General features: G+C 71.9%; 19 protein-coding genes. 2 read left to right on the forward strand and 17 right to left on the reverse strand.

Going from position 1 to position 22,446, the window contains the following annotated elements:
- From Q0195_RS13225 to Q0195_RS13305, 17 genes are all read right to left on the reverse strand, one after another.
- On the reverse strand, positions 1 to 1,368 hold the full coding sequence (locus Q0195_RS13225; protein ID WP_299279297.1) for an FAD-dependent oxidoreductase: 1,368 nt from the start codon (positions 1,366 to 1,368) through the stop codon (positions 1 to 3).
- 116 nt (positions 1,369 to 1,484) lie between these two features.
- Complete coding sequence (locus tag Q0195_RS13230) at positions 1,485 to 2,429, reverse strand: polyprenyl synthetase family protein (RefSeq protein ID WP_299279324.1); 945 nt, start codon at positions 2,427 to 2,429, stop codon at positions 1,485 to 1,487.
- Between the two features lie 56 nt (positions 2,430 to 2,485).
- Positions 2,486 to 4,048: an NADH-quinone oxidoreductase subunit NuoN gene (nuoN, locus tag Q0195_RS13235; protein ID WP_366518108.1), complete on the reverse strand. Its 1,563-nt coding sequence runs from the start codon at positions 4,046 to 4,048 to the stop codon at positions 2,486 to 2,488.
- The gene (locus Q0195_RS13240) at positions 4,045 to 5,634 is read right to left on the reverse strand and encodes an NADH-quinone oxidoreductase subunit M (RefSeq protein WP_299279299.1); all 1,590 of its coding nucleotides are present in this window, start codon (positions 5,632 to 5,634) and stop codon (positions 4,045 to 4,047) included. Before Q0195_RS13240 ends, nuoN begins: the two co-directional genes overlap by 4 nt.
- A 15-nt stretch (positions 5,635 to 5,649) precedes the next feature.
- A complete protein-coding gene (gene nuoL, locus Q0195_RS13245; protein ID WP_299279301.1) occupies positions 5,650 to 7,608 on the reverse strand; it encodes an NADH-quinone oxidoreductase subunit L in 1,959 nt (652 codons plus the stop codon).
- 17 nt (positions 7,609 to 7,625) lie between these two features.
- Positions 7,626 to 7,925, reverse strand: a complete 300-nt coding sequence (gene nuoK, locus Q0195_RS13250; RefSeq protein ID WP_251838748.1) for an NADH-quinone oxidoreductase subunit NuoK — start codon at positions 7,923 to 7,925, stop codon at positions 7,626 to 7,628.
- On the reverse strand, positions 7,922 to 8,899 hold the full coding sequence (locus tag Q0195_RS13255) for an NADH-quinone oxidoreductase subunit J (protein WP_299279304.1): 978 nt from the start codon (positions 8,897 to 8,899) through the stop codon (positions 7,922 to 7,924). The genes nuoK and Q0195_RS13255 overlap by 4 nt, the downstream gene beginning before the upstream one ends.
- The gene (gene nuoI / locus Q0195_RS13260) at positions 8,896 to 9,522 is read right to left on the reverse strand and encodes an NADH-quinone oxidoreductase subunit NuoI (protein WP_299279328.1); all 627 of its coding nucleotides are present in this window, start codon (positions 9,520 to 9,522) and stop codon (positions 8,896 to 8,898) included. The genes Q0195_RS13255 and nuoI overlap by 4 nt, the downstream gene beginning before the upstream one ends.
- 85 nt (positions 9,523 to 9,607) lie before the next feature.
- Positions 9,608 to 10,993: an NADH-quinone oxidoreductase subunit NuoH gene (gene nuoH, locus Q0195_RS13265; RefSeq protein ID WP_299279306.1), complete on the reverse strand. Its 1,386-nt coding sequence runs from the start codon at positions 10,991 to 10,993 to the stop codon at positions 9,608 to 9,610.
- Complete coding sequence (locus Q0195_RS13270; protein ID WP_299279308.1) at positions 10,990 to 13,614, reverse strand: NADH-quinone oxidoreductase subunit G; 2,625 nt, start codon at positions 13,612 to 13,614, stop codon at positions 10,990 to 10,992. The genes nuoH and Q0195_RS13270 overlap by 4 nt, the downstream gene beginning before the upstream one ends.
- On the reverse strand, positions 13,611 to 14,945 hold the full coding sequence (gene nuoF / locus Q0195_RS13275) for an NADH-quinone oxidoreductase subunit NuoF (protein WP_299279310.1): 1,335 nt from the start codon (positions 14,943 to 14,945) through the stop codon (positions 13,611 to 13,613). The genes Q0195_RS13270 and nuoF overlap by 4 nt, the downstream gene beginning before the upstream one ends.
- Entirely contained in the window at positions 14,942 to 15,760 is an 819-nt protein-coding gene (nuoE, locus tag Q0195_RS13280) for an NADH-quinone oxidoreductase subunit NuoE (protein ID WP_299279312.1), read from the reverse strand. The genes nuoF and nuoE overlap by 4 nt, the downstream gene beginning before the upstream one ends.
- Positions 15,760 to 17,103 (reverse strand): NADH-quinone oxidoreductase subunit D, encoded by a 1,344-nt coding sequence (locus tag Q0195_RS13285; RefSeq protein WP_299279314.1) that lies wholly within the window; start codon positions 17,101 to 17,103, stop codon positions 15,760 to 15,762. Before Q0195_RS13285 ends, nuoE begins: the two co-directional genes overlap by 1 nt.
- Positions 17,103 to 17,795, reverse strand: a complete 693-nt coding sequence (locus tag Q0195_RS13290; RefSeq protein ID WP_299279330.1) for an NADH-quinone oxidoreductase subunit C — start codon at positions 17,793 to 17,795, stop codon at positions 17,103 to 17,105. Before Q0195_RS13290 ends, Q0195_RS13285 begins: the two co-directional genes overlap by 1 nt.
- 110 nt (positions 17,796 to 17,905) lie before the next feature.
- Complete coding sequence (locus Q0195_RS13295) at positions 17,906 to 18,460, reverse strand: NADH-quinone oxidoreductase subunit B (RefSeq protein ID WP_299279315.1); 555 nt, start codon at positions 18,458 to 18,460, stop codon at positions 17,906 to 17,908.
- Positions 18,461 to 18,469: 9 nt separating this feature from the next.
- Complete coding sequence (locus tag Q0195_RS13300; RefSeq protein ID WP_299279317.1) at positions 18,470 to 18,829, reverse strand: NADH-quinone oxidoreductase subunit A; 360 nt, start codon at positions 18,827 to 18,829, stop codon at positions 18,470 to 18,472.
- A 67-nt stretch (positions 18,830 to 18,896) separates the two neighbouring features.
- Positions 18,897 to 20,189 carry a geranylgeranyl reductase family protein gene (locus Q0195_RS13305; RefSeq protein WP_299279319.1) on the reverse strand — a complete coding sequence of 431 codons (1,293 nt, stop codon included), beginning with the start codon at positions 20,187 to 20,189 and terminating at the stop codon, positions 18,897 to 18,899.
- A gap of 147 nt (positions 20,190 to 20,336) precedes the next feature.
- Here Q0195_RS13305 and Q0195_RS13310 point away from each other — a divergent pair, with 147 nt between their 5' ends.
- Complete coding sequence (locus Q0195_RS13310; RefSeq protein WP_299279321.1) at positions 20,337 to 21,026, forward strand: demethylmenaquinone methyltransferase; 690 nt, start codon at positions 20,337 to 20,339, stop codon at positions 21,024 to 21,026.
- Between the two features lie 16 nt (positions 21,027 to 21,042).
- Positions 21,043 to 22,335 (forward strand): isochorismate synthase, encoded by a 1,293-nt coding sequence (locus tag Q0195_RS13315; protein ID WP_299279323.1) that lies wholly within the window; start codon positions 21,043 to 21,045, stop codon positions 22,333 to 22,335.
- Positions 22,336 to 22,446 lie beyond the last annotated feature (111 nt).

The following is a 22,446-nucleotide window of genomic DNA, read 5'->3' on the forward strand; positions in this document are numbered from 1 at the left end:
TCAGCTCTCCTCACCTCTCGACACACGGGTCATCTCGTCCCGGGGCACGACCTTGATCCGCTCGCGGCCCTCGGCCTCACCCAGTGAACGCTCGTAGGCGTCGAGCAGTTCCCAGCCGGCCCAGCTGGTGATCGGCACGCCGCGCTCCTCCAGACCCGCGACGAGCGTGTCCGGGTCGCGGGGCGCGGAGCCGGGCACGACGATGCCCTCCTGGACGTCGGTGACGAGGTGGCCGATGGTCTGCTGGGCGTCGGACTTCGTCGAGCCGATGAGCCCGACGGGGCCGCGCTTGATCCAGCCGGTGGCGTACAGCCCGGGGACGATGCGGCCGTGCTCGTCCAGCACCCGTCCCTCGTCGTTGGGGACGACGCCCGCGACGTCGTCGAACGCGACGCCGTCCAGCGGGGAGCTGAAGTACCCCACGGCGCGGTACACCGCCTGCACGGGGGTGTCGACGTACTCCCCCGTGCCGCGCACGGTGCCGTCGCCGACGAGCTCCGTGCGCTCGGTGCGGATGCCGGTCACCCGGTCGGTGCCGAGGATCTCCACCGGGCGGTGGAGGAAGTGCAGGTGGATGCGGCGGGAGGCGGTGAGCTCCTCGGGCTCGCGCAGCGTCCAGTCGGTGAGCGTCTTGACGACCTGCTTGATCTGGTTGGTCGACCGGATCGCGGCCTCGGAGGCCTCGTCGAACTCGAAGTCCTCCTCGTAGACGATGACGTCGACGTCGGGCACCTTGCCCAGCTCACGCAGCTCCAGGGGGGTGAACTTCGCCTGCGCGGGCCCGCGGCGGCCGAAGACGTGGACGTCGGTCACCGGGTTCTTCCGCAGGCCCTCCACGACGTTGGCCGGGATCTCGGTCGACAGGAGGTCGTCGACGTGCTTGGCCAGGATGCGGGCCACGTCGAGGGCGACGTTGCCGACGCCGAGGACGGCCACGCTCTGCGCCTCCAGCGGCCAGGTGCGCGGCACGTCGGGGTGGCCGTCGTACCAGGCGACGAAGTCCGCGGCCCCGTAGCTCCCGGGCAGGTCGATCCCCGGGATCGGCAGCGGGGCGTCCTTGTCGGCGCCGGTGGAGATGATGACGGCGTCGTAGTGCTCGCGCAGGTCCGCCATGGTCACGTCCCGGCCGACCTCGACGTTCCCGACGAGGCGGATGTCCCCGCGGGCGAGGATCTTCTGCAACGCGACGATGATCTGCTTGATCCGCGGGTGGTCCGGGGCGACGCCGTAGCGCACCAGCCCGAAGGGGGCGGGCAGACGTTCGAAGAGGTCGATGGAGACGTCGAGCCCGGTCTTGGACAGGATGTCGGCGGCATAGATGCCGGCCGGGCCGGCACCGATGAGGGCAACGCGCAGTGGACTGGTCACAGAGCCTCGTCTGGGTCGGGGGGCGGGAAGAAATCCGCAGTCCAGTCTAGGTGAGGCACTCGTGTCGACCGCGGCGCTGTGCGGCGCATCACGCCCCTGACGACGGGGGCCGGGGTTCAGGCGAGCCGGTCGACCATGAGGCCGGCGAACTCGGTGAGCGCCTCACGGACGGGGCCGGCCGGCAGCGGGACGAGCTCGGCCACCGCGTCACGGGCCCACTGGCGGGCCAGCTCGCGTGCCTCCTCCAGCACCTCGTGGCCGCGCAGCTCCTCCACGGCGGCGCGGAGCGCGGAGTCGGACGCCAGGTCACTGCCGAGCCGCGCCAGCACCGCCTCCCCGGCCGCGTCGAGGCGGCCCTCCGCGGCACGCCGCCGCAGGAGGAGCACGGGCATGGTGGCCACGCCCTCGCGCAGGTCGGTGCCCGGCGTCTTGCCGGTGGTCTCGGCGTCGGACGCCAGGTCGATGACGTCGTCGGCGAGCTGGAAGGCCACCCCGACCTTCTCCCCGTACCGCTCGAGCACGGCGGCGACCTCGTCACCGGCGCCGCTGAACACGGCGCCGTACCGGGCGGAGGCGGCGATGAGCGAGCCGGTCTTGTCGGCGAGCACCTGGATGTAGTGCGCGATGGGGTCCTCCCCCTCCCGCGGCCCGAGGGTCTCGTGCAGCTGGCCCAGGCACAGCCGCTCGAAGGTCTCGGCGTGCACCCGCACCGCCTCGGCGCCGAGGGAGGCGACGAGCTGGGAGGCGCGGGCGAACAGGAGGTCCCCGGTGAGGATCGCCACCGAGTTGTCCCACACCGCGTGCGCGCTCGGCGCCCCGCGCCGCATGGCGGCGGAGTCCATGACGTCGTCGTGGTACAGGGTGGCCAGGTGGGTGAGCTCGACGGCGACCGCGGCGCGTGTCACCTCGTCCCGCACCGGCTGGCCGAGCTCGGCGGTGAGGAGGGTCAGCGCCGGGCGCAGCCGCTTCCCGCCCGCTGCGGCGAGGTGCCGCAGCGGGCCGTCGACGAGCTCGTCGGCGCCGGTGACCGCCTGCTCGAGGCGCTCCTCCACCTCCGCCATGCGGGCGGCGATGCGGTCGGTGAGCTCGTCGTCCCCGAGCTGGAATCCGGCGGCGGTCACGGCAGGAACGCCGCCGCCTGCCCGGCGAGGTCGAGCACCGGACCGGGCACCACGCCGAGCAGCACGGTGCCCAGCGCGCACGCGGCGACGGCGACCGAGGTGAGGCCCTCGGACTTGACCACGGCGGTGCGCTCGCCGTCGGGCTCGGTGAAGAACATGAGCACGACGAGGCGGATGTAGAAGAAGGCGGCGGCCGCACTGGCCAGCACGGCGAGGACGACGAGCACGGTGGCCCCGCCCTCCACGCCGGCGGCGAAGACGGCGAACTTCCCGATGAAGCCACCGGTGAGCGGGATGCCGGCGAAGGACAGGAGGAACAGGGTCATTGCCAGCGCGAGAGCCGGGCTGCGCCGGCCCAGACCCGCCCACTGGGACAGGTGGAGCGCCTCGCCGGTCACGGTGCCGGCGGCGTCGCGTTCGCGCACGAGCGTGACGACGGCGAACGCGCCGACCGTGGCCAGGCCGTAGGCCAGCAGGTAGAAGAGCACCGAGCCGATGCCGTCCTGGACCAGCGCGATGACGCCGACGAGGACGAAGCCGGCGTGTGCGATGGAGGAGTAGGCCAGCATCCGCTTGACGTCGGTCTGGACGATCGCGACCACCGTGCCGACGCCCATGGTGAGGACCGCGATGCCCCAGAGCAGGGGCTCGAGGTCCCAGCCCAGCCCGGGCACGACGACGTAGGCGAAGCGGAGCAGCGCACCGAAGGCGGCGACCTTCGTGGCGGCGGCCATGAAGCCGGTGACCGGGGTCGGGGCGCCCTGGTAGACGTCCGGGGTCCAGGTGTGGAACGGCACCGCACCGACCTTGAAGAGGAGGCCGATGACGAGCAGCACGCTGCCCGCCAGGAGCAGGCTGTCCATCCCGGCCGTGGCCGGTACCGCGGTGGCGAGCTCGGAGAGCCGCACGCTGCCTGAGAAGCCGTAGAGCAGGGCCGCGCCCATGAGGAAGAACGCCGAGGAGAAGGCGCCGAGCACGAAGTACTTCAGCGCCGCCTCCTGGGAGAGCAGGCGCCGGCGGCGGGCCATGCCGGACAGGAGGTAGAGGGGCAGGGAGAGCACCTCGAGGGCGATGAACATCATGACGAGGTCGCCCGCGGCGGGGAAGAGCAGCATGCCGCCGGTGGAGAAGAGCACGAGCGGGAAGACCTCGGTCTGGCTCATCCCGGCCCGCTGGGCCTCGTCCTCGTCCGGGCTGCCGGGCCGCGTGGCGGCCTGAGCGGCGAAGGCGTCCTCGCCCCACTCGGAGCGGTCGGCGACGACGAGCAGGCCGACCAGCGCGACGAGCGCGATGATCCCCTGCGCGAGCAGCGCGGGACCGTCCTCGACGAGCGAGCCGCCGACGATCTCGCGGGGGCCCTCGGCCTGGACGACGGTCCAGCGCCACACGACCGCCACCAGCGCGGCCGCGGTGGCCAGCGCCGCCAGCGCCACCTGGACGCCGCGCCTCGCCCGGCGGGGCACGAACCCGGCGACGAGCACGCCGAGCAGGCCTGCACCGAGCACGATGAGGACGGGCGTCAGGGCCGCCCAGTCGATGTGCGGTGGGACGAAGTTCACTTCTCGCTCCCCTCGGCGACCGCGGCAGCCGCGTCGCTCGATCCGTCAGAACCGGCCTCAGCCGCGGTGTCCAGCGAGCTGGGCTGCTCGATCGCGGCCTCCTGCGCCACCGGTCGCAGCACGTCGATGACCGGCCCGGGCACGAAGCCCAGGGCGAGCATCGCGGCGACCAGCGGGGCGACCACCCACTTCTCCCGGGCCCCGAGGTCGGGCAGCGCCGCGAGGCTCTCGTTGCGCGGGCCGGTGAACATCCGCTGGTAGGGCAGGAGGATGTACAGCGCGGCGATGATGACCGCGAGCACCGCGAACGCGGCGGCGACGATGTTCACCCGGAACGTGCCCAGGAGCACGAGGTACTCCGGGACGAAGCCGGACAGGCCGGGCAGCGACAGCGTCGCCAGGCCGGCGACCAGCCAGGTGCCGGCGAGCACCGGGGTCACCCGCTGCATGCCGCCGTAGGCCGCGATCTGCTGGGTGCCTCCCCGCTGGGTGAGGAACCCGGAGATGAGGAACAGCGCGGCGGTCGAGACGCCGTGGGCGACCATGTAGAGCATCGCCCCGGTGAGGGCGACCTCCTCGCGCACGTAGATGCCCAGGACGATGAAGCCGAAGTGGGACACCGACGTGAAGGCGACGAGCCGCATGATGTCGCGCTGCCCCAGGGCGACGAGCGCCCCGTAGAGCACGGAGATCACGGCCAGCACGATGATGACCGGGGCGGCCCAGCGCGAGGCCTCCGGGAAGAGCGGGAGGCACAGCGCGAGCATCCCGAAGGTGCCGACCTTGTCCAGGACGCCGACGAGCAGCGCCGAGGTGCCCGGCGAGGCCTGCTGGGCGGCGTCGGGCAGCCAGGTGTGCACCGGCCACATCGGCGCCTTGACCGCGAAGGCGATGAAGAAGGAGATGAAGATCCACCGCTCCTGCCACACGCCGAGCTCGGCACCGGTCAGGGTGTCGACGAGGAAGCCGTCGGTGCCACCGGGGCCGAGGATGCCCAGGGCGATGACGCCCACGAGCATGATGAGGCCGCTGGCGAGGGAGTAGATGAGGAACTTGATCGCGGCGTAGCGGCGCCGCGGGCCGCCGTAGCTCCCGATGAGGAAGTACACCGGGATGAGCATGGCCTCGAAGACGACGTAGAAGAGGAAGACGTCGCGGGCGGAGAAGACGGCCACCATGGTCGCCTCGAGCGCGAGCACGAGGGCCACGAAGCCGGCCTGCCGGCGGGCGACGTCGGCACCGTCCGGCGCCACCTCCTGCTCGCGCCAGGCCGCGAGGAGGGCGACCGGGACGAGGAAGACCGACAGCCCGACCAGGGTCAGACCCAGGCCGTTGACGCCCAGCGCGTAGGAGACGCCGAGCTGCGGGATCCAGGAGGCCTGCTCGGTGAGCTGGTACTGCGCCGCGGCCCCGAAGTCGAAGCCGGTGGCCATGACGACGAAGCCGGCGAGGACGAGCAGCGAGACGACGAGCCCGACGGTGCGGGCCACGCGCTGCAGGGCGGGCACGAGCCAGATCAGCGCGGCCGCCACGAGCGGCACGACGATGAGGATGCTCAGCCAGGGAAGGTCGCTGATTGTCTGCATGTTCGCTTTCCTGGATCAGCCGCGCGAGGCGAGGACGACGACAAGGGCGGCGACGACACCGACGAGCATGATCGCGGCGTACGAGCGGATGTACCCGGTCTGGAGGCGGCGCAGCCACCCACCCATGCCGGACGTGCCACGGGCCAGGCCCATGACCGCACCGTCGACCACCGCGGAGTCGCCGTAGACGAGGGCACGGGTGAGGTACTGGCCCGGGCGCATGAACACTCCTTCGTTGACGGCGTCCTGGTAGAGGTCCTGCCGGGCGGCGCGGGTGAGCACCGAGCCGCGGGGGGCCTCGACCGGGACGGGGGCGGCGCCGTACTGGCGCCAGGCGAGGAAGACGCCCGCTGCCATGAGGACGATCGTCGCGCCCATGATGACGGGGACCGGCAGGACCGGGTCGTGGTGCTCGACGGCACCGATCGCCGGCTCGAGCCAGCCGGTGAAGGTGTCACCGACGACGAGCGCAGCTCCCAGCCCCACCGAGCCCACCGCGAGGATGACCATCGGGACGGTCATGAGCGCGGGCGCCTCGTGCGGCCGCTGCTCCTTGCCCTCGCGCGTGGGCGCCCAGCGCTTCTCACCGTGGAAGGTCATGAAGAACAGCCGGGACATGTAGAAGGCGGTGAGCCCGGCGGCGACGAGCGCCACGGAGCCGAAGACCCACGGGCGCCAGCCCTCCCCGACGAACGCGGCCTCGATGATGAGGTCCTTGCTCCAGAAGCCGGACAGGCCCGGGAACCCGATGATCGCCAGCCAGCCGGCGGCGAAGGTGAGCCAGGTGACCTTCATGTACCGGGACAGGCCGCCGAAGCGGCGCATGTCGACCTGGTCGTCCATGCCGTGCATGACCGACCCGGCACCGAGGAACAGCCCGGCCTTGAAGAAGCCGTGGGTGATGAGGTGGAGGATGGCGAACGCGGCACCCACCGCACCCAGCCCGGCGGCGAGCATCATGTAGCCGATCTGGGACATCGTCGAGGCGGCGAGCACCTTCTTGATGTCGTCCTTCGCCATCCCGACGATCGCCCCGAAGAGCAGGGTGATGGCGCCGACGACGACGACGGCGAGCTGGGCGGACGGGGCGCCCTCGAAGATCGGGCCGGAGCGCACGACGAGGTAGACGCCCGCGGTCACCATGGTCGCGGCGTGGATCAGCGCGGAGACCGGGGTGGGGCCGGCCATCGCGTCGCCGAGCCAGGCCTGCAGCGGGAACTGGGCCGACTTGCCGCAGGCGGCGAGGAGGAGCAGCAGCCCGGTGATGGTGAGGATCGTCGTGCCGGCACCCTGTGCGCCGGCGGCGACGCCCTGGAAGTCCACGGCGCCGAACGCCGCGAACATCATCATCATCGCGAGCAGCAGCCCGACGTCTCCGACGCGGTTCATCACGAAGGCCTTCTTCGCGGCGACGGCGTAGTCGGTGCGCTGGTTCCAGAACCCGATGAGCAGGTAGGAGGCCAGGCCCACGCCCTCCCAGCCGACGAACAGCACGGCGTAGGAGTCCGCGAGCACGAGGAGGAGCATCGCGGCGACGAAGAGGTTGAGGTAGGCGAAGAACCGGCGGCGGTCGACGTCGTGCTTCATGTACGCCACCGAGTACACGTGGATGAGGGTGCCCACGAAGGTGACGAGCATGACGAATGACATCGACAGCGGGTCGAGCTGCAGCCCCGCCTCCACGGTGAGCTCACCGACGGGCAGCCAGGTGAACAGGTGGAGGTTCAGCACCCGCTCGTCGGGGTCCAGCCCGATGAGCTGGAGGACGACGAGGAGCCCGACGACGAAGGAGCCTGCGGAGGCGAGCACGCCCAGCCAGTGGCCCCACGCGTCCGAGCGGCGGCCGGCGAGGAGGAGCACCGCCGCACCCAGGAGCGGCAGCGCGACCATGAGCCAGGCGTAGGAGGCCGCGCCGCCCACCGTGGCGGCGTCCACCACGGCAGTGGGCACGGACAGGGCCGGCGTTCCCAGCATTAGCACGTTGCTCCCCGTCAGTTCTTGAGCAGGTTGACGTCGTCGATGGACGCCGACCGGCGGGTTCGGAAGATGGAGACGACGATCGCCAGGCCGATGACGACCTCAGCGGCGGCGACGAGCATGACGAAGAAGGCGAAGACCTCGCCGTGCAGGTTGCCGTGCCACCGGGCGAAGGTGATGAGCGTGAGGTTCGCCGCGTTGAGCATGAGCTCCACCCCCATGAGGGCGATGATGCTGTTGCGACGCAGCAGCACGGCGACCGCGCCGATGGAGAAGAGGATCCCCGACAGCACGAGGTAGTTGACGAGGGTCACTGCTGCTCCTCCTGCGTGTCGGTCAGCCGGGCACGCTTGGTGCCGGTGTCCTCGGTGCTCTGGCTCGTGGGCGCCTCACCGTCGACCGTGCGGGTGCCGGGGGCCGGCTGCGTGCCGGGCATCCCGGGCGCACCGGACTGGGCGACGCTGCGCGAGCCGAGGTCGCCGGCGTGGCTGCTGGTCGAGGCCGCGAGCTGGGCGGCGAGCTCGGGGCTGACCTCGGCGATGGTGCGCTGCTGGCCGCGGATGCGCAGCACCCGGGGCACCGACTCGTCGATCGGGCGGCCGTCGGCGCCGAGGGCGGGCACGTCGGCGGCGTTGTGCCGGGCGTACACACCGGGGGCGGGCAGGCTGCGGATGCGCCCGCGGCCGGCGGCGAAGGCGGCCATCTTGGCCTCGGCGACGTCACGCTGCGTCGGCTTCTTGCGCAGCCGCTCGGCGCGGGTGAGGACGACGGCGCCGAGGGCGGCGGTGACGAGCAGGATACCGGCGACCTCCATCGTCAGGACGTAGTCGGAGAACAGCAGCCGGGCCACGCCCACCGGGTTGGTGTCGGCGTTGGCCTGCTCCAGGCCGCGGGGGGCGGGCATGGTGGCGCGCAGGGTGACGGCGACGACGAGGGCCACGAGGCCGGCACCGCCGAGGACCCCGATCCACCGCTGCCCCTTGAGCGTCTCGACCACCGAGTCGGAGGCGTCCACGCCGACGAGCATGAGGACGAAGAGGAAGAGCATCATGATCGCGCCGGTGTAGACGACGATCTGGGCCACCCCCAGGAAGATCGCCTCCTGGACGATGTAGAACCCGGCCAGGGCGATCATGACGAAGACGACGCACATCGCGGCGTAGACGGCCTTGCGGGCGAAGAGGAGCCCGAGGGCGGCGAGCACCGCGAGGGGCGCCACGACCCAGAAGAAGATCTCCTCCCCCATGCTGACCGTGCCCGTCTCGGCGAGGCTGAGCGGGAGGATCATGCCGGGGCCCCCTTGACCGGTCGCGCCGTCTCCAGGCTCGGGTCCTCCGGGCGGCGCTCGCGCACCCACTCGACCTGGGCCTCGGTGGGCCCGGTGATCTCGTCCCGGTAGTAGTTGTCGTCGTCCGTGCCCTCGACCATCGGGTGGGGCGGGGCGAGCATGCCGGGCTGGAGCGGGGCGAGGAGGTCCTGCTTCTCGTAGATCATGCCCTCGCGGGTGGGGCCGGTGATCTCGTACTCGTTCGTCATCGTCAGCGCCCGGGTGGGGCAGGCCTCGATGCAGTACCCGCAGAAGATGCAGCGCAGGTAGTTGATCTGGTACACGCGCCCGTAGCGCTCACCGGGCGAGTAGCGCTCCTCCGGGGAGTTGTTCGCGCCCTCGACGAAGATCGCGTCGGCGGGGCAGGCCCAGGCGCACAGCTCGCAGCCGATGCACTTCTCCAGCCCGTCGGCGTACCGGTTGAGCTGATGACGGCCGTGGTACCGCGGCTGGGTGGGGACCTTCTCGAAGGGGTACTGCTCGGTGACCGTGGGCCGGAACATCGAGCTGAAGGTGACGCCGAACCCGGCGACGGGGGCGAGCAGCTCGCCGATCGGGCCCTTCTTGTTGCGCTCGAACTCCATCGGCAGCCGCTTGCCTACCTCCGCCTTGCGCGGCTTGGCCAGCTGCTTGCGCAGCCGGTCCTTGCCCGGCTCGTGGTCCTGGCGCTTACTCATCTGTGGCCTCCTGTGCGGGTGCCGAAATGGTCTGGGTGGCGGTGGGGGCCTGCTGCTGCTCGCGCAGCCGGCGCCGCGGGGACGGCGGCAGCTGCTGGCCGGGCAGCGGCGGCACCGGGAAGCCACCGGCGAACGCGTCGAACTCCGAGTCCACGACGACGCCGTCCGCACCCGGCCGCGCGGCCGCGGGCTCCGGTTCGGGCTCGGGCTTCTTCTCCGGCCAGACCAGGGTGAGGAGCAGGACGACGACGAGGACACCGGCGAGGACGAAGAGCAGGGAGCGCAGGTCCAGCCCGGCGAACTGGAGCAGGCCCTGGATGACCGCGACGGCGGCGAGCCAGGCCAGCCCGATCGGGATGAGGACCTTCCAGCCCAGGTTCATGAACTGGTCGTAGCGGAACCGCAGGAGCGTGCCGCGCAGCCAGAACATGAAGAACATGACGAGCCAGATCTTGGCGACCATCCACAGCAGCGGCCACCAGCCCTCGTTGAACATGCCGTCGTTGATCGTCGACAGCGGGAAGGGTGCGCGCCAGCCACCGAGGAAGAGCGTGGCCGCCACGGCCGAGACGTTGAGCATGTTGACGTACTCGGCGAGGAAGAACCACGCGAACTTCATCGAGGAGTACTCGACCATGTGGCCGGCGACGAGCTCACCCTCGGCCTCGGGCAGGTCGAAGGGCAGGCGGTTGACCTCACCGACCATCGAGACGAGGTAGACGAGGAACGCGGGCAGCAGCGGGATGGCCCACCACAGCTCGGTCTGCGCGTCGACGATCTGCGAGGTCGAGGCCGAGCCGGACAGGAGGAAGACCGAGGCCAGGGCCAGGGCCATCGCCAGCTCGTAGGAGATCACCTGCGCCGAGGACCGCACGGCACCGAGCAGCGGGAAGGTCGAGTTGGACGACCAGCCGCCCAGGACGATGCCGTACACGCCCAGCGCGGTGATGCCGAGGATGTACAGCACGGCGACCGAGGAGTCGGCCAGCTGCAGCGGGGTGACGACGCCGAAGATCGACACCTCGGGCCCGAAGGGGATCACCGCGTAGATGAGGAAGGCGCACAGCGCGGCGATGAACGGGGCCAGCATGTAGACGAAGCGGTCGGCGCCCTTGAGGTTGATGTCCTCCTTGAGGAGCAGTTTGACCGCGTCGGCCACCGACTGCAGCGAGCCCGCCGGGCCGTGGACGTTGGGGCCGGGTCGGGTCTGCATGCGGCCGAGCACCTTGCGCTCCGCCCAGATGGCGAAGAGCACGAAGAGCAGCAGCATGACGACGATCCCGACCGCCTTGACCACCCAGATCCACCAGGTGTCGTTGGCGAAGTCGGCAGTGGGGGCGGCGACGGCGTCGCTCACCACCATGGGCGCGACCATCATCGCGTCACCTCCAGGTCGACGAGTTCACCGGCGCCCGCACCGAGCATCTCGTGCACGTGGGACCCCGGGGAGTTCTCCGGGAGCCAGACGACGTCGTCGGACATCGTCGTGACGGCCAGCGGCAGGGTGATGCTACCGGCCGGGCCACGCACGGTGACCGGCTCGCCGTCCGCGACGCCGAGGCGGGCGGCGCGGGCCGCGGACAGCCGGACCACCGGGCGGTGCGCGGTGCCGGCGAGGTGCGGCTCGCCGTCCTGGCCGCGGCCGTCGTCGAGCATGAGCTTCCAGGTGGCGAGCACCGCCTGGTCCGGTCCGACGGTGACCGTGCGGGGCGCGGGCGCCGGCGCGGGGACCGGGGCCTGGGCGGGCTGCCAGCCGGCGAGCTCGGTGAGCTGGGCGTGGACCTCCTCGATCGTGCCGCAGCCGAGGGGCACCCCCATCTCGGCGGCGAGGGCGTCGAGGACGCGGTGGTCGGACAGGTGGTGGGAGACGAGCACCTGGCCGAAGGGGCGGCGGCGTCCCTCCCAGTTGACGAAGGTGCCGGCCTTCTCCACGGGCGGGGCGACCGGGAGCACGACGTCGGCGTGCTCGGTCACCTCGCTGCGGCGCACTTCGAGCTGGACGACGAAGCCGGCCGCGGCGACGGCCCGGCGGGCGAGGGCCGGGTCGGGCACGTCGCGCAGGTCGACCCCGCCCACGACGAGGCCGCCGAGCTCGCCGGACTCCGCCGCCGCGAGGATGGCGGGCAGGTCGCGGCCGGCGGTCGACGGGACGCGCTCCACGCCCCAGGCGGCGGCCAGGTCGACGCGGGCCTCGGCGTCGGTGACGTGCCGGCCGCCTGGCAGCAGCCCCGGCAGCAGGCCGGCCTCGACGGCGCCCCGCTCACCGGCGCGGCGCGGCACCCAGGCGAGCCGGGCGCCGGTGCGGTCGGCGAGGCGCTCGACGGCGCTCAGCGTGCCGGGCAGCGCCCCCGCCCGCTCGCCGACGAGGATGACCGAGTTCGGCTGGGCCAGGGCCTCGGCCACGGCCGCGAGGGCGACGTCGTCGGAGTCGGGGGTGATGCCGTCGAGCACGACGGGCTCGGTGCCCGGCGTCGTCGGCAGCAGGGAGGCACGCAGCTTGGTCGTGCCGCGGGTGGCGAAGGGGGCCAGGGTCGACACCGAGACGGTGCCGGCGAGCATCCCCTTGCGCAGCCGCAGGAAGATCGTGCCGCACTCCTCCTCGGGCTCGAGCGCGACGAGCAGGACGTGCCCGGCGTGCTCCAGGCCCCGGTAGGTGACGTCCATCGGGGCGCGCGCGACGCGGCGGGCGAGGAAGTCGGCCTCCTCGGCCGACGAGGGCCGGGCGCGGTGGTCGACGTCGTTGGTGCCCAGGACGGTGCGGGCGAAGCGGGACCAGGCGTAGGAGTCCTCCACGGTGAGCCGCCCGCCGGGCAGCACACCGACGCCGCCGGCGTCGCGGGCACGCTCCAGGCCGCGGGCGGCCAGGTGCAGAGCCTCCGACCAGCTGGTCTCGACGAGCTCGCCGGTGTCCTCGTCCCGCACGAGCGGGTACTCCAGGCGGTCCGGCGCGCTCTGCCAGGCGAAGGCGAAGCGGTCCTTGTCGGTGATCCACTCCTCGTTGACCTCGGGGTCGTCACCGGCCAGGCGGCGCACGACGACGCCGCGGCGGTGGTCGACCCGGATGGCCGAGCCGCTCGCGTCGTGCTCGGCCACCGACTCGGTGGACACGAGGTCGAAGGGCCGGGCGCGGAACCGGTAGGTGGCCGAGGTCAGCGCGCCGACCGGGCAGATCTGGATGGTGTTGCCGGAGAAGTAGGAGGAGAAGGGGCGGCCCGTGACGTCGGTCTCGGCGACGCCGACCGGCCCTGCGGCCAGACCCACCTCGATCCCCGGCTCGCCCTGGACCGGCCCGCTGAGCGAGGGGTCGGTGACGCGTGGGGCGTCCCCGCCCGCGTAGGCGAAGTCGAGGACGTCGGCGTCGAACCGGCCCACCTGGGAGCCGTGCGTCCCGTGGACGTCCCGGCCCGGTGTGCCGCCGCCGCGTCCCTGGAGCGCGATGAACGGGTCGCCGGCAATCTGGTCGGAGAACCGGGTGCAGCGCTGGCACAGGATGCAGCGGTCCCGGTCGAGGAGGATCTCGCTGGAGATCTTCAGCGGCTTGGGGAAGGTCCGCTTGACGTCGACGAAGCGGCTGGTCGCCGAGCCGTTGCTCATCGCCTGGTTCTGCAGCGGGCACTCCCCGCCCTTGTCGCAGACCGGGCAGTCGAGCGGGTGGTTGATGAGGAGGAACTCGATCATCCCGTGCTGCGCCTTGTCGGCGACGGCCGAGGTGTGCTGGGTGGCCACGACCATGCCCGGGGTGGCCTCCAGCGTGCAGGAGGCCTGCGGCTTGGGCATCGGGCGCAGGTTGCCCTCCCGGTCCGGGGTGGAGACCTCGACCAGGCACTGGCGGCAGGCACCGGCCGGCTTGAGCAGCGGGTGGTCGCAGAACCGCGGGATCTGGATGCCGATCTGCTCGGCCGCCCGGATGACCAGCGTGCCCTTGGGGACCTCGACCTCGACGCCGTCGATCGTGACGGGGATGAGCTGCTCGTCCACCTTGGCGGGGGTCGTCGTCATCGGGCACCTACTTCGGAGAACACGGCGGAGGCCTCGTACGGGAAGAGCTCGCGGGCGGGAGTGTGGGTCCCGGCCTCGAACTCGGAGCGGAAGTACTTGATGCCGCTCTGGATCGGGACGGCGGAGGCGTCGCCGAGGGCGCAGAAGGAGCGCCCGGCGATGTTCGCCGACACGTCGAGCAGCAGGTCGATGTCCGTGGGTAGGCCCTTGCCCTCCTCGAGGCGGTGCATGACCTGCTTCATCCAGTACGTGCCCTCGCGGCAGGGGGTGCACTTGCCGCAGGACTCGTGCTGGTAGAAGTCGGTCCACCGGGACACGACGCGCACGACGGAGACGGTCTCGTCGAAGACCATGAGGGAGCGGGTGCCCAGCATGGAGCCGGCCGCGCCCACGGACTCGTAGTCGAGCGGCACGTCGAGGTGCTCCTCGGTGAGGATCGGGCTGGAGGACCCACCCGGCGTCCAGAACTTCAGCCGGTGGCCGGCGCGGATGCCGCCGGCCATGTCGATGAGCTCGCGCATGGTGATGCCGAGCGGGGCCTCGTACTGGCCGGGACGGGCGACGTGGCCGGACAGCGAGAACAGCCCGTGGCCGGCCGACTTCTCCGTGCCCATCGAGCTGAACCACTCCGCCCCGCCGGCGATGATGCCGGGCACCGAGGCGATGGACTCGACGTTGTTGACCACGGTGGGGCGGGCGTAGAGCCCGGCGACCGCGGGGAAGGGCGGCTTGAGGCGCGGCTGGCCGCGCCGGCCCTCGAGCGAGTCGAGCAGCGCCGTCTCCTCACCGCAGATGTAGGCGCCCGCACCGGCGTGGACGGTGATCTCCAGCTGGTAGTCGCCGTTCGGGCCCAGGCCGGTGCCGATGAGGCCGGCCTCCCGCGCCTCGCGCACGGCGGCCAGCAGGCGCCGGTAGACGTGGACGACCTCCCCGCGCAGGTAGATGAAGGCGTGGTGCCCGCCGATCGCATAGGAGGTGATCGCCACCCCCTCGATGAGGGCGTGCGGGTTGGCCAGCATGAGCGGCACGTCCTTGCAGGCACCCGGCTCGGACTCGTCGGCGTTGACGACGAGGTAGCGGGGCCCGCCGTCCGGCGGGGGCAGGAAGGACCACTTGAGGCCGGTCGGGAAACCGGCGCCGCCGCGGCCGCGCAGGCCCGAGCTCTTCACCGTCTCGATGATGTCGCCCGGCGCCATGGTGAAGGCCTTGGCCAGCGCCCGGTAGCCGCCGCGGGAGCGGTACGTCTCGAGGGTCCAGGGCCGTTCGGCGTCCCAGATGTCCGAGAGCACCGGCGTCAGCGGCGTCGGGGCCGCCGTCGTCGTCTCGCTCATTCGTCCTTCCCCTTCTCGGCGGTCGCACCCTCACCGGCGGGACCGCGCTTGCCCGCCGGGTCGGTGTCGTCAGGTGTCACCGGCGGGCGCTCGGCGCTGCCGTAGTCGTCGCGCACGGAGGTGCCGTCCGCGGTGCCCTCGCGGTCGGCCTGCATCGCGGGGGCCCGCCAGCCGCGCTGCCGCGCCAGCTTCAGCCCGGCCAGCGTGGCGGGCCCGGCGGCCACCCCCTCGTCGGCCCGGCCGTCCTCGAAGCCGGCCAGCACGTGGGAGATCTCCTTGAAGGTCCCCACGGTGGACGGTCCGCGGGTCGGGGCGACCGGCCGCCCGGCGCGCAGGTCGTCGACGATCTCGACGGCGGAGGTCGGGGTCTGGTTGTCGAAGAACTCCCAGTTGACCATGACGACCGGCGCGTAGTCGCAGGCCGCGTTGCACTCCAGCCGCTCGAGGGTGATCTTGCCGTCCTCGGTGGTCTCGTCGTGGCCCACGCCCAGGTGCTCGGAGAGCCGGTCGAAGATGATGTCCCCACCCATGACGGCGCACAGCGCGTTCGTGCACACCCCCACGGTGTAGTCCCCGTTGGGGTGGCGCTTGTACTGGGTGTAGAAGGTCGCCACCGCGGAGACCTCGGCGCGGGTGAGGCCGAGGATCTCGGCGCACAGCGCGATGCCGCGGGCGCTGACGTAGCCGTCCTCCGACTGGACCAGGTGCAGCATCGGCAGCAGCGCGGACCGCGACTGCGGGTAGCGGGAGATGATCTGCGCGGCCTGTCCACGCAGCCGCTCCTCCACCTCCGGTGCGTAACCGGTGACGCTCATCAGCGGTCCACCCCTCCCAGGACGGGATCGAGGGAGGCGAGCGTGACGACGACGTCGGCCAGCTGGCCACCCTCGCTCATGATCGACAGCGACTGCAGGTTGGAGAACGACGGGTCGCGGAAGTGCGCCCGGTAGGGGCGGGTCCCGCCGTCGGAGACGAGGTGGACGCCCATGACGCCCTTGGCGTGCTCGATGGTCTGGTACACCTGCCCGGCCGGGACCCGGAAGCCCTCGGTCACGAGCTTGAAGTGGTGGATGAGCGACTCCATCGAGGTGCCCATGATCTCGCGGATGTGGTCCAGCGAGTTGCCCTGCCCGTCGCTGCCGATCGACAGCTGGGCCGGCCAGGCGATCTTCTTGTCCTCGACCATGACGGGGCCGGGGGTGGCCTCGAGCCGCTCGAGCACCTGGTAGATGATCTTCATCGACTCGTAGCACTCGGCCCAGCGCACCTTGACGCGGGTGAAGGCGTCGGAGACGGTGTCGGTCGGGACGTCGAAGTCGTAGGTCTCGTACCCGCAGTACGGCTGGATCTTGCGCATGTCCAGCGGGTACCCGGCGGCCCGCACGCACGGACCGGTGAGGCCCAGCGCGAGCGCACCGGCCAGCGAGATGTACCCCACCCCCTCGTGGCGGAGCTTGTAGATCGGGTTGGCCATCGTGAGGTCCTGGAGCTCCTCGATGTCCCGGCGGACCTTCGGAAGCAGCTCGCGCACCATCTCGACGGTGTCGGCGGGGATGTCCTGGGCGACCCCGCCCGGGCGGATGTAGGCGTGGTTCATCCGCAGCCCGGTGATGTGCTCGAAGATCCGCAGGATCTCCTCCCGCCCGCGGAACCCGATGGTCATCATCGTCGTGGCACCCAGCTCGTTACCGGCGGTGGCGATCGCGACGATGTGGGAGGAGATGCGGTTGAGCTCCATGAGCAGGACGCGGATGAGCGTGGCCCGCTCGGGGATCTGGTCGGTGATGCCCAGGAGCTTCTCCACCGCCAGGCAGTAGGCGACCTCCTGGAACAGCGGGGCGACGTAGTCCATGCGGGTGCAGAACGTCACGCCCTGGGTCCAGGTGCGGTACTCCATGTTCTTCTCGATACCGGTGTGGAGGTATCCGGTGCCGACCCGCAGCTCGTTGACGGTCTCGCCCTCGATGTCGAGGATCAGGCGCAGCACGCCGTGGGTCGAGGGGTGGACCGGCCCCATGTTGACGACGATCCGCTCCTCGCCCAGCCGCTCGGCCTCGGCGGCGATGGACGCCCAGTCCCCGCCCTCGGCGGTGAACTCCGGGCCGGTGTGGGAGTCGAGCGCAGGCCCGGTGGCGTGCAGGTTCGTGTGGTCGGCCATCAGCTGTAAGACCTCCGGGTGTCGGGCGGCGGGACGGTCGCTCCCTTGTACTCGACCGGGATCCCGCCCAGCGGGTAGTCCTTGCGCTGCGGGTGGCCGACCCAGTCGTCGGGCATGGCGGTCCGCGCGAGGGAGGGGTGGCCGTCGAAGACGATCCCCATGAGGTCCCAGGTCTCCCGCTCGTGCCAGTCGTTGCCCGGGTAGATGTCCACCAGGGTGGGCACGTGCGGGTCGGCGTCGGGGGCGACGACCTCGAGCCGCAGCTGGCGGCTGTGGGTGAGGGAGACGAGGTGGTAGACGGCGTGCAGCTCGCGGCCCTCGTCGTTCGGGAAATGCACGCCGGAGACCCCGAGGCACAGCTCGAAGCGCAGGTCCTGGTCGTCGCGCAGCCACTGGGCGATCTGCCGCAGGTGCTCCCGGACGATGAAGAGGGTCAGCTCGCCGCGGTCGACGACGACCTTCTCGATCGCCGCGTCGGGGTCGATACCCTCGCCCTGGAGCAGCTCAACGAGGATGTCCACGACCTCGTCGAACCAGCCGCCGTAGGGCCGCTCGGAGGCCGGGGGCATCGCCACGGTGGTGACCAGGCCGCCGAAGCCGGAGGTGTCGCCGGTGCCGTGCACCCCGAACATGCCGCGCCGCACGTCGACGACCTCCAGCCGGCGGCGGCCGCCGACCGGCCCGGCGGGGATGTTCTGGCTGCCGGCCTCGAGGGCCGCAGCGGTGGTGGCCTGCGCCTGGGTGGTGCCGTCGCCCGGCTTGACGGTGTCGGCGGCGGCCTGCTTCTCGTCGTCGCGCTCGCTCACGCCAGCAGCCCCTTCATCTGGTGGGTCGGGGTGGCCGCCAGGGCCGCCTCCTCCGCGGCACGTGCCGCGGCCTCACGGTTGACGCCGAGCGGCTCGTTCCGCACCTGCTCGTGCAGCGCCATGATGGCGTTGATGAGCATCTCCGGCCGCGGCGGGCAGCCCGGCAGGTAGATGTCCACCGGCACGAGGTGGTCCACGCCCTGGATGACGGCGTAGTTGTTGAACATGCCGCCGCTCGAGGCGCACACGCCCATCGAGATGACCCACTTCGGCTCGGACATCTGGTCGTAGATCTGCCGGACGACCGGGGCCATCTTCTGGCTCACCCGCCCGGAGACGATCATGAGGTCGGCGTGCCGCGGCGAGGCGCGGAAGACCTCCATCCCGAACCGGGAGATGTCGAAGCGGGGTGTGCCCGCAGCCATCATCTCGATGGCGCAGCAGGCCAGGCCCATGGTGACGGGCCACATCGAGCTCTTGCGGGCGAGCCCGACGGCCTTCTCGACCGTCGTGAGCAAGAACCCCGCGGGGAGCTTCTCCTCCAGACCCATGACTCCTCCTCAGTCCCACTCGAGTGCGCCGCGCCGCCACTCGTAGGCGAAGGGCACGGTGATGATGGCGATGAACGCGAGCGCGGCGATCAGCCCGAAGGCGGCGAGCTCGGTGTAGGCGATGGCCCACGGCACGAGGAAGATCACCTCGACGTCGAAGATGATGAACGTCATCGCGACCAGGTAGTACTTGATCGGGAAGCGCGTGGCGCCGGCCGCCCGGGGGGTGGCCTCCACCCCGCACTCGTAGTTGGCGACCTTGACCCGGTTGTACCGCTTGGGCCCGACGACGGCGCTGGCCGCGAGGCCACCGATCGCCAGGGCCGCGGCGACCGCCGCCATGACGAGGATCGGGACGAAGGGGTTCATCGTTCCTCCGATGATGCTCGGTGTGCCGTCGGCGCCGATCCGCTCGGGCCGCTGTGATGTCTGCGTGTCACGAGGCCGGTACCGCCTTGCTCAGTGCCGCAATGAGCCTATCCATCCAGTCACCGTCGCGGCGATCGAACCCGTCGGACAGGAGCTTCATGACGAAGCGCATGAGCACCGGCCGGGGGAGACCGTACTTCACGCATGCCCGCATGATCTCCGGGCGCTCGATGAGCCGGGCGAATCCCTGGCCGAGGGTGAAGTACCCGCCGAGCTCGTCGGCGAGGATCTTGGGGTAGGTCCGCAGCGCCTTCTCCATGGCGTAGGGGGTGTGCCGCACGAGCGCCTGGGAGATGACGTCGGCGGCAATCCGCCCGGACTGCATGGCGTAGGCGATGCCCTCCCCGTTGAACGGGGAGACCATGCCGCCGGAGTCGCCCACGAGGAGCAGGCCCTGGGAGTAGTGCGGCTTGCGGTTGAAGGCCATCGGCAGGGCGGCGCTGCGCAGCTCGCCCACCTGGTTCTCCGGGGTGAACTCCCACTCCTGGGGGGCGTTGCGCATCCACTGGGCGAAGAGCGCCTTGTAGTCCAGCTTGGTGGGCCGGGCGGTGGAGCTGAGCGAGCCGAGGCCGACGTTCACGGTGCCGTCGCCGAGGGCGAAGATCCAGCCGTAGCCCGGCTGGAGGTTGGACCTGCCCGGCTCCCCGTCCCACAGCTCGAGGTGGGACTCCATCATCGGGTCGTCGTGGCGGGGGCTCTTGAAGTACGTGCGGATCGCCACACCCATCGGGCGGTTGTCGTTCTTCTCGATCCCCATCGTCGTGGCCAGCCGCGCGGAGACACCGCCGGCGTCGACGACCACTCGGGCGCGGAAGGTGCGCTCCTCACGGGTGCGGCGGCCGTTCTCGTCCACCAGCCGCGCGGTGACGCCGAGGATGCGTCCGGAGCGCTCGTGACGGACCGGCCCGGTGACGGCCACGCCCTCGCGCAGCCGCACCCCGCTCCGCTCGGCGTGCCGGGCGAGGATCTCGTCGAGGTTCATCCGTGCCTTGGCCAGGCCGTAGGCCGGCTGCTCGGCGAGCTCGGGCCACGGGATCTCGATGCAGTGGCCGGCGCCGTAGGTGCGCAGCCCCCAGTTGCGGATCCAGCCCTCGGACTCGTCGATGGACACGCCCATGCGGATGAGCTCGGCCACCGCGCGGGGGGTGAGCCCGTCGCCGCACACCTTGTCGCGGGGGAAGGTCGCCTTCTCCAGGAGGAGGACGTCCAGCCCGCTCTGGGCGAGGTAGTGCGCCGTGGCCGAACCTGCGGGACCTGCGCCGACGACGATGACGTCGGCGTCATCGTGGGCTTGGCGCACGTCACCTCTCCTGGTTCTGCGAAGGATGTTCGAGCGGGCCCAGATCGGGCACCGGGATGCGGAGGCAGTCTACAAAGGTCCCGACGGGAGGTCCGCTTAGGCTTACCTAACCAAGGAGGGGTGCCCGCTGCCTGGGAGGATGGTCCCATGAGCCGAGCCGACCTCGACAAGCAGCCGCGTGACGTCGCCCGGATGTTCGACGCCGTCGCCCACCGGTACGACATCACCAACGACGTCCTGTCCCTGTGGCAGGACCGGCTGTGGCGGGTGGCCACCCGGCGCGCCGTCGCCGCCGAGCCGGGCATGCGGGTGCTCGACCTCGCGGCCGGGACCGGGACGTCGAGCGAGGCGTACGCCGACGCGGGGATCGACGTCGTCCCCTGCGACTTCTCCACCGGGATGGTCGGGGTGGGCAAGCGGCGCCGGCCGGACCTGCCCTTCGTCGCCGGGGACGCCACCCGCCTCCCGTTCGCCGACGAGTCCTTCGACGTCGTCACCATCTCCTTCGGGCTGCGCAACGTCGTGGACACCGACCGCGCACTGCGCGAGATGTACCGGGTGACCCGGCCCGGCGGCCGGCTGGTCGTCTGCGAGTTCTCCCGCCCGACGTTCGGCCCCTTCCGCGCCGTCTACACGTGGTACCTCACCCGGGTGCTGCCGCGGGTGGCGCAGCTCGTGTCCTCCAACACACCGGCCTACGGCTACCTGGCGGAGTCCATCACCGACTGGCCCGACCAGCGGGCCCTGGCCCACGTCATCGCCCGCGCCGGGTGGCGCTCGGTGGCCTACCGCAACCTGTCGGGTGGGATCGTCGCGCTGCACCGCGCGACGCGCTGACCGTAGGATCACCGCGATGTCCACTGCACCTGCCGGGGAACCGGCGCGCTCCCCGCTGCTCGCGCGCACCGTCCCGATCCCCGACCCCGGCGACCTCCTCGACCTCCTGCCCCGCCCGGACGCCGCGAGCACGGTGAGCTGGGTGCGGCGCGGCGACGGTCTCGTCGGCTGGGGGGTGGCCGCCCGCGTCGACACCCGTGGCGAGACCCGGATGGCCGATGCCGACACCTGGTGGCGGACGACCGCGGCCGCGATGGTGGTCCGCGACGAGGTGCGGCTGCCCGGTACGGGCCCGGTCGCCTTCGGCTCCTTCTCCTTCTCCCGCGACTCGGCCGCCGGTGGCACGCTCGTCGTGCCGCAGGTCGTCGTGGGCCGGCGGGACGGACGCAGCTGGCTCACCGTCGTCGGGCCCGCCGGGCTGGGGCCGACGCCGACGCTCGCCCAGAGCCGCGGCGACGTCGCGGCGGTCACCGCGCCGGGCGACGTCGAGTTCTCCGACGGCGCGCTGACCTCCGCGCAGTGGCAGCGGGCGGTGGCCGAGGTCATCGGCACGATCCGCACCGGGGCGGTGGAGAAGGTGGTCATGGCACGCGACGTCGTCGCCCACACCGCCCGCGACGTGGACGTGCGGCACCTGCTGCGCAACCTCGCCGCCGAGTACCCCACCTGCTGGACCTTCGCGGTGGACGCGCTCGTCGGGGCGACGCCGGAGCTGCTCGTGCGCCGCGACCAGGGGCTGGTCGCCTGCCGGGTGCTGGCGGGGACGATCCAGCGCACCGGGGACGACGCGGCCGACCTGCGCCACGCCGCAGAGCTCGCCCGCTCCTCGAAGGACCTCGGGGAGCACGAGCTGGCCGTCGAGTCCGTCGCCGAGGCGCTGGCGCCGTACTGCTCGAGCTTCAACGTCCCCGAGTCACCGTTCGTCCTGCACCTGCCCAACGTCATGCACCTGGCCAGCGACGTCACCGGCGTGGTCGACCGCTCCTCCCCCGACGCCCCCAGCTCGCTCGCGCTGGCGGCGGCGCTGCACCCCACGGCGGCGGTGGGTGGCACCCCGACCGCCGCGGCGGTGGAGGTGCTCGCCGCCGCGGAGCGGATGGACCGCGCCCGCTACGCCGCGCCGGTCGGCTGGATGGGTGCTGACGGCGACGGCGAGTGGGGCATCGCGCTGCGGTCCGGTGAGGTGACCGGCCCGCGCACGGTGCGGCTCTTCGCCGGCTGCGGCATCGTCGCGGCCTCCGACCCGGCCGCCGAGGCACGTGAGTCGGAGGCCAAGCTGCGCCCCATGCGCAGCGCCCTGACGAGCTGACCGGCCTCGTCCGCCCCGCCCCGGCTCAGGTGTCTCGCCCCTTTCACTCAGTTCGCCCCGCTCCCAGGGGCGAGCGACGATCGAAAAGTACGAAGCACACTGCGGGGCCCG

The organism is uncultured Georgenia sp. (genome assembly GCF_937958535.1).
Taxonomy (GTDB): domain Bacteria; phylum Actinomycetota; class Actinomycetes; order Actinomycetales; family Actinomycetaceae; genus Oceanitalea.

Bases quoted from the DNA above. Each gene is read 5' to 3' on its own strand.
- Q0195_RS13230 (WP_299279324.1), bottom strand. From the start codon at position 2,429: ATGGCGGAGGTGGAGGAGCGCCTCGAGCAGGCGGTCACCGGCGCCGAC.
- Q0195_RS13240 (WP_299279299.1), bottom strand. From the start codon at position 5,634: ATGCAGACAATCAGCGACCTTCCCTGGCTGAGCATCCTCATCGTCGTG.
- nuoL (WP_299279301.1), bottom strand. From the start codon at position 7,608: ATGCTGGGAACGCCGGCCCTGTCCGTGCCCACTGCCGTGGTGGACGCC.
- Q0195_RS13255 (WP_299279304.1), bottom strand. From the start codon at position 8,899: ATGATCCTCCCGCTCAGCCTCGCCGAGACGGGCACGGTCAGCATGGGG.
- nuoI (WP_299279328.1), bottom strand. From the start codon at position 9,522: ATGGAGTTCGAGCGCAACAAGAAGGGCCCGATCGGCGAGCTGCTCGCC.
- nuoH (WP_299279306.1), bottom strand. From the start codon at position 10,993: ATGATGGTCGCGCCCATGGTGGTGAGCGACGCCGTCGCCGCCCCCACT.
- Q0195_RS13270 (WP_299279308.1), bottom strand. From the start codon at position 13,614: ATGACGACGACCCCCGCCAAGGTGGACGAGCAGCTCATCCCCGTCACG.
- nuoF (WP_299279310.1), bottom strand. From the start codon at position 14,945: ATGAGCGAGACGACGACGGCGGCCCCGACGCCGCTGACGCCGGTGCTC.
- nuoE (WP_299279312.1), bottom strand. From the start codon at position 15,760: ATGAGCGTCACCGGTTACGCACCGGAGGTGGAGGAGCGGCTGCGTGGA.
- Q0195_RS13285 (WP_299279314.1), bottom strand. From the start codon at position 17,103: ATGGCCGACCACACGAACCTGCACGCCACCGGGCCTGCGCTCGACTCC.
- Q0195_RS13295 (WP_299279315.1), bottom strand. From the start codon at position 18,460: ATGGGTCTGGAGGAGAAGCTCCCCGCGGGGTTCTTGCTCACGACGGTC.
- Q0195_RS13300 (WP_299279317.1), bottom strand. From the start codon at position 18,829: ATGAACCCCTTCGTCCCGATCCTCGTCATGGCGGCGGTCGCCGCGGCC.
- Q0195_RS13310 (WP_299279321.1), top strand. From the start codon at position 20,337: ATGAGCCGAGCCGACCTCGACAAGCAGCCGCGTGACGTCGCCCGGATG.
- Q0195_RS13315 (WP_299279323.1), top strand. From the start codon at position 21,043: ATGTCCACTGCACCTGCCGGGGAACCGGCGCGCTCCCCGCTGCTCGCG.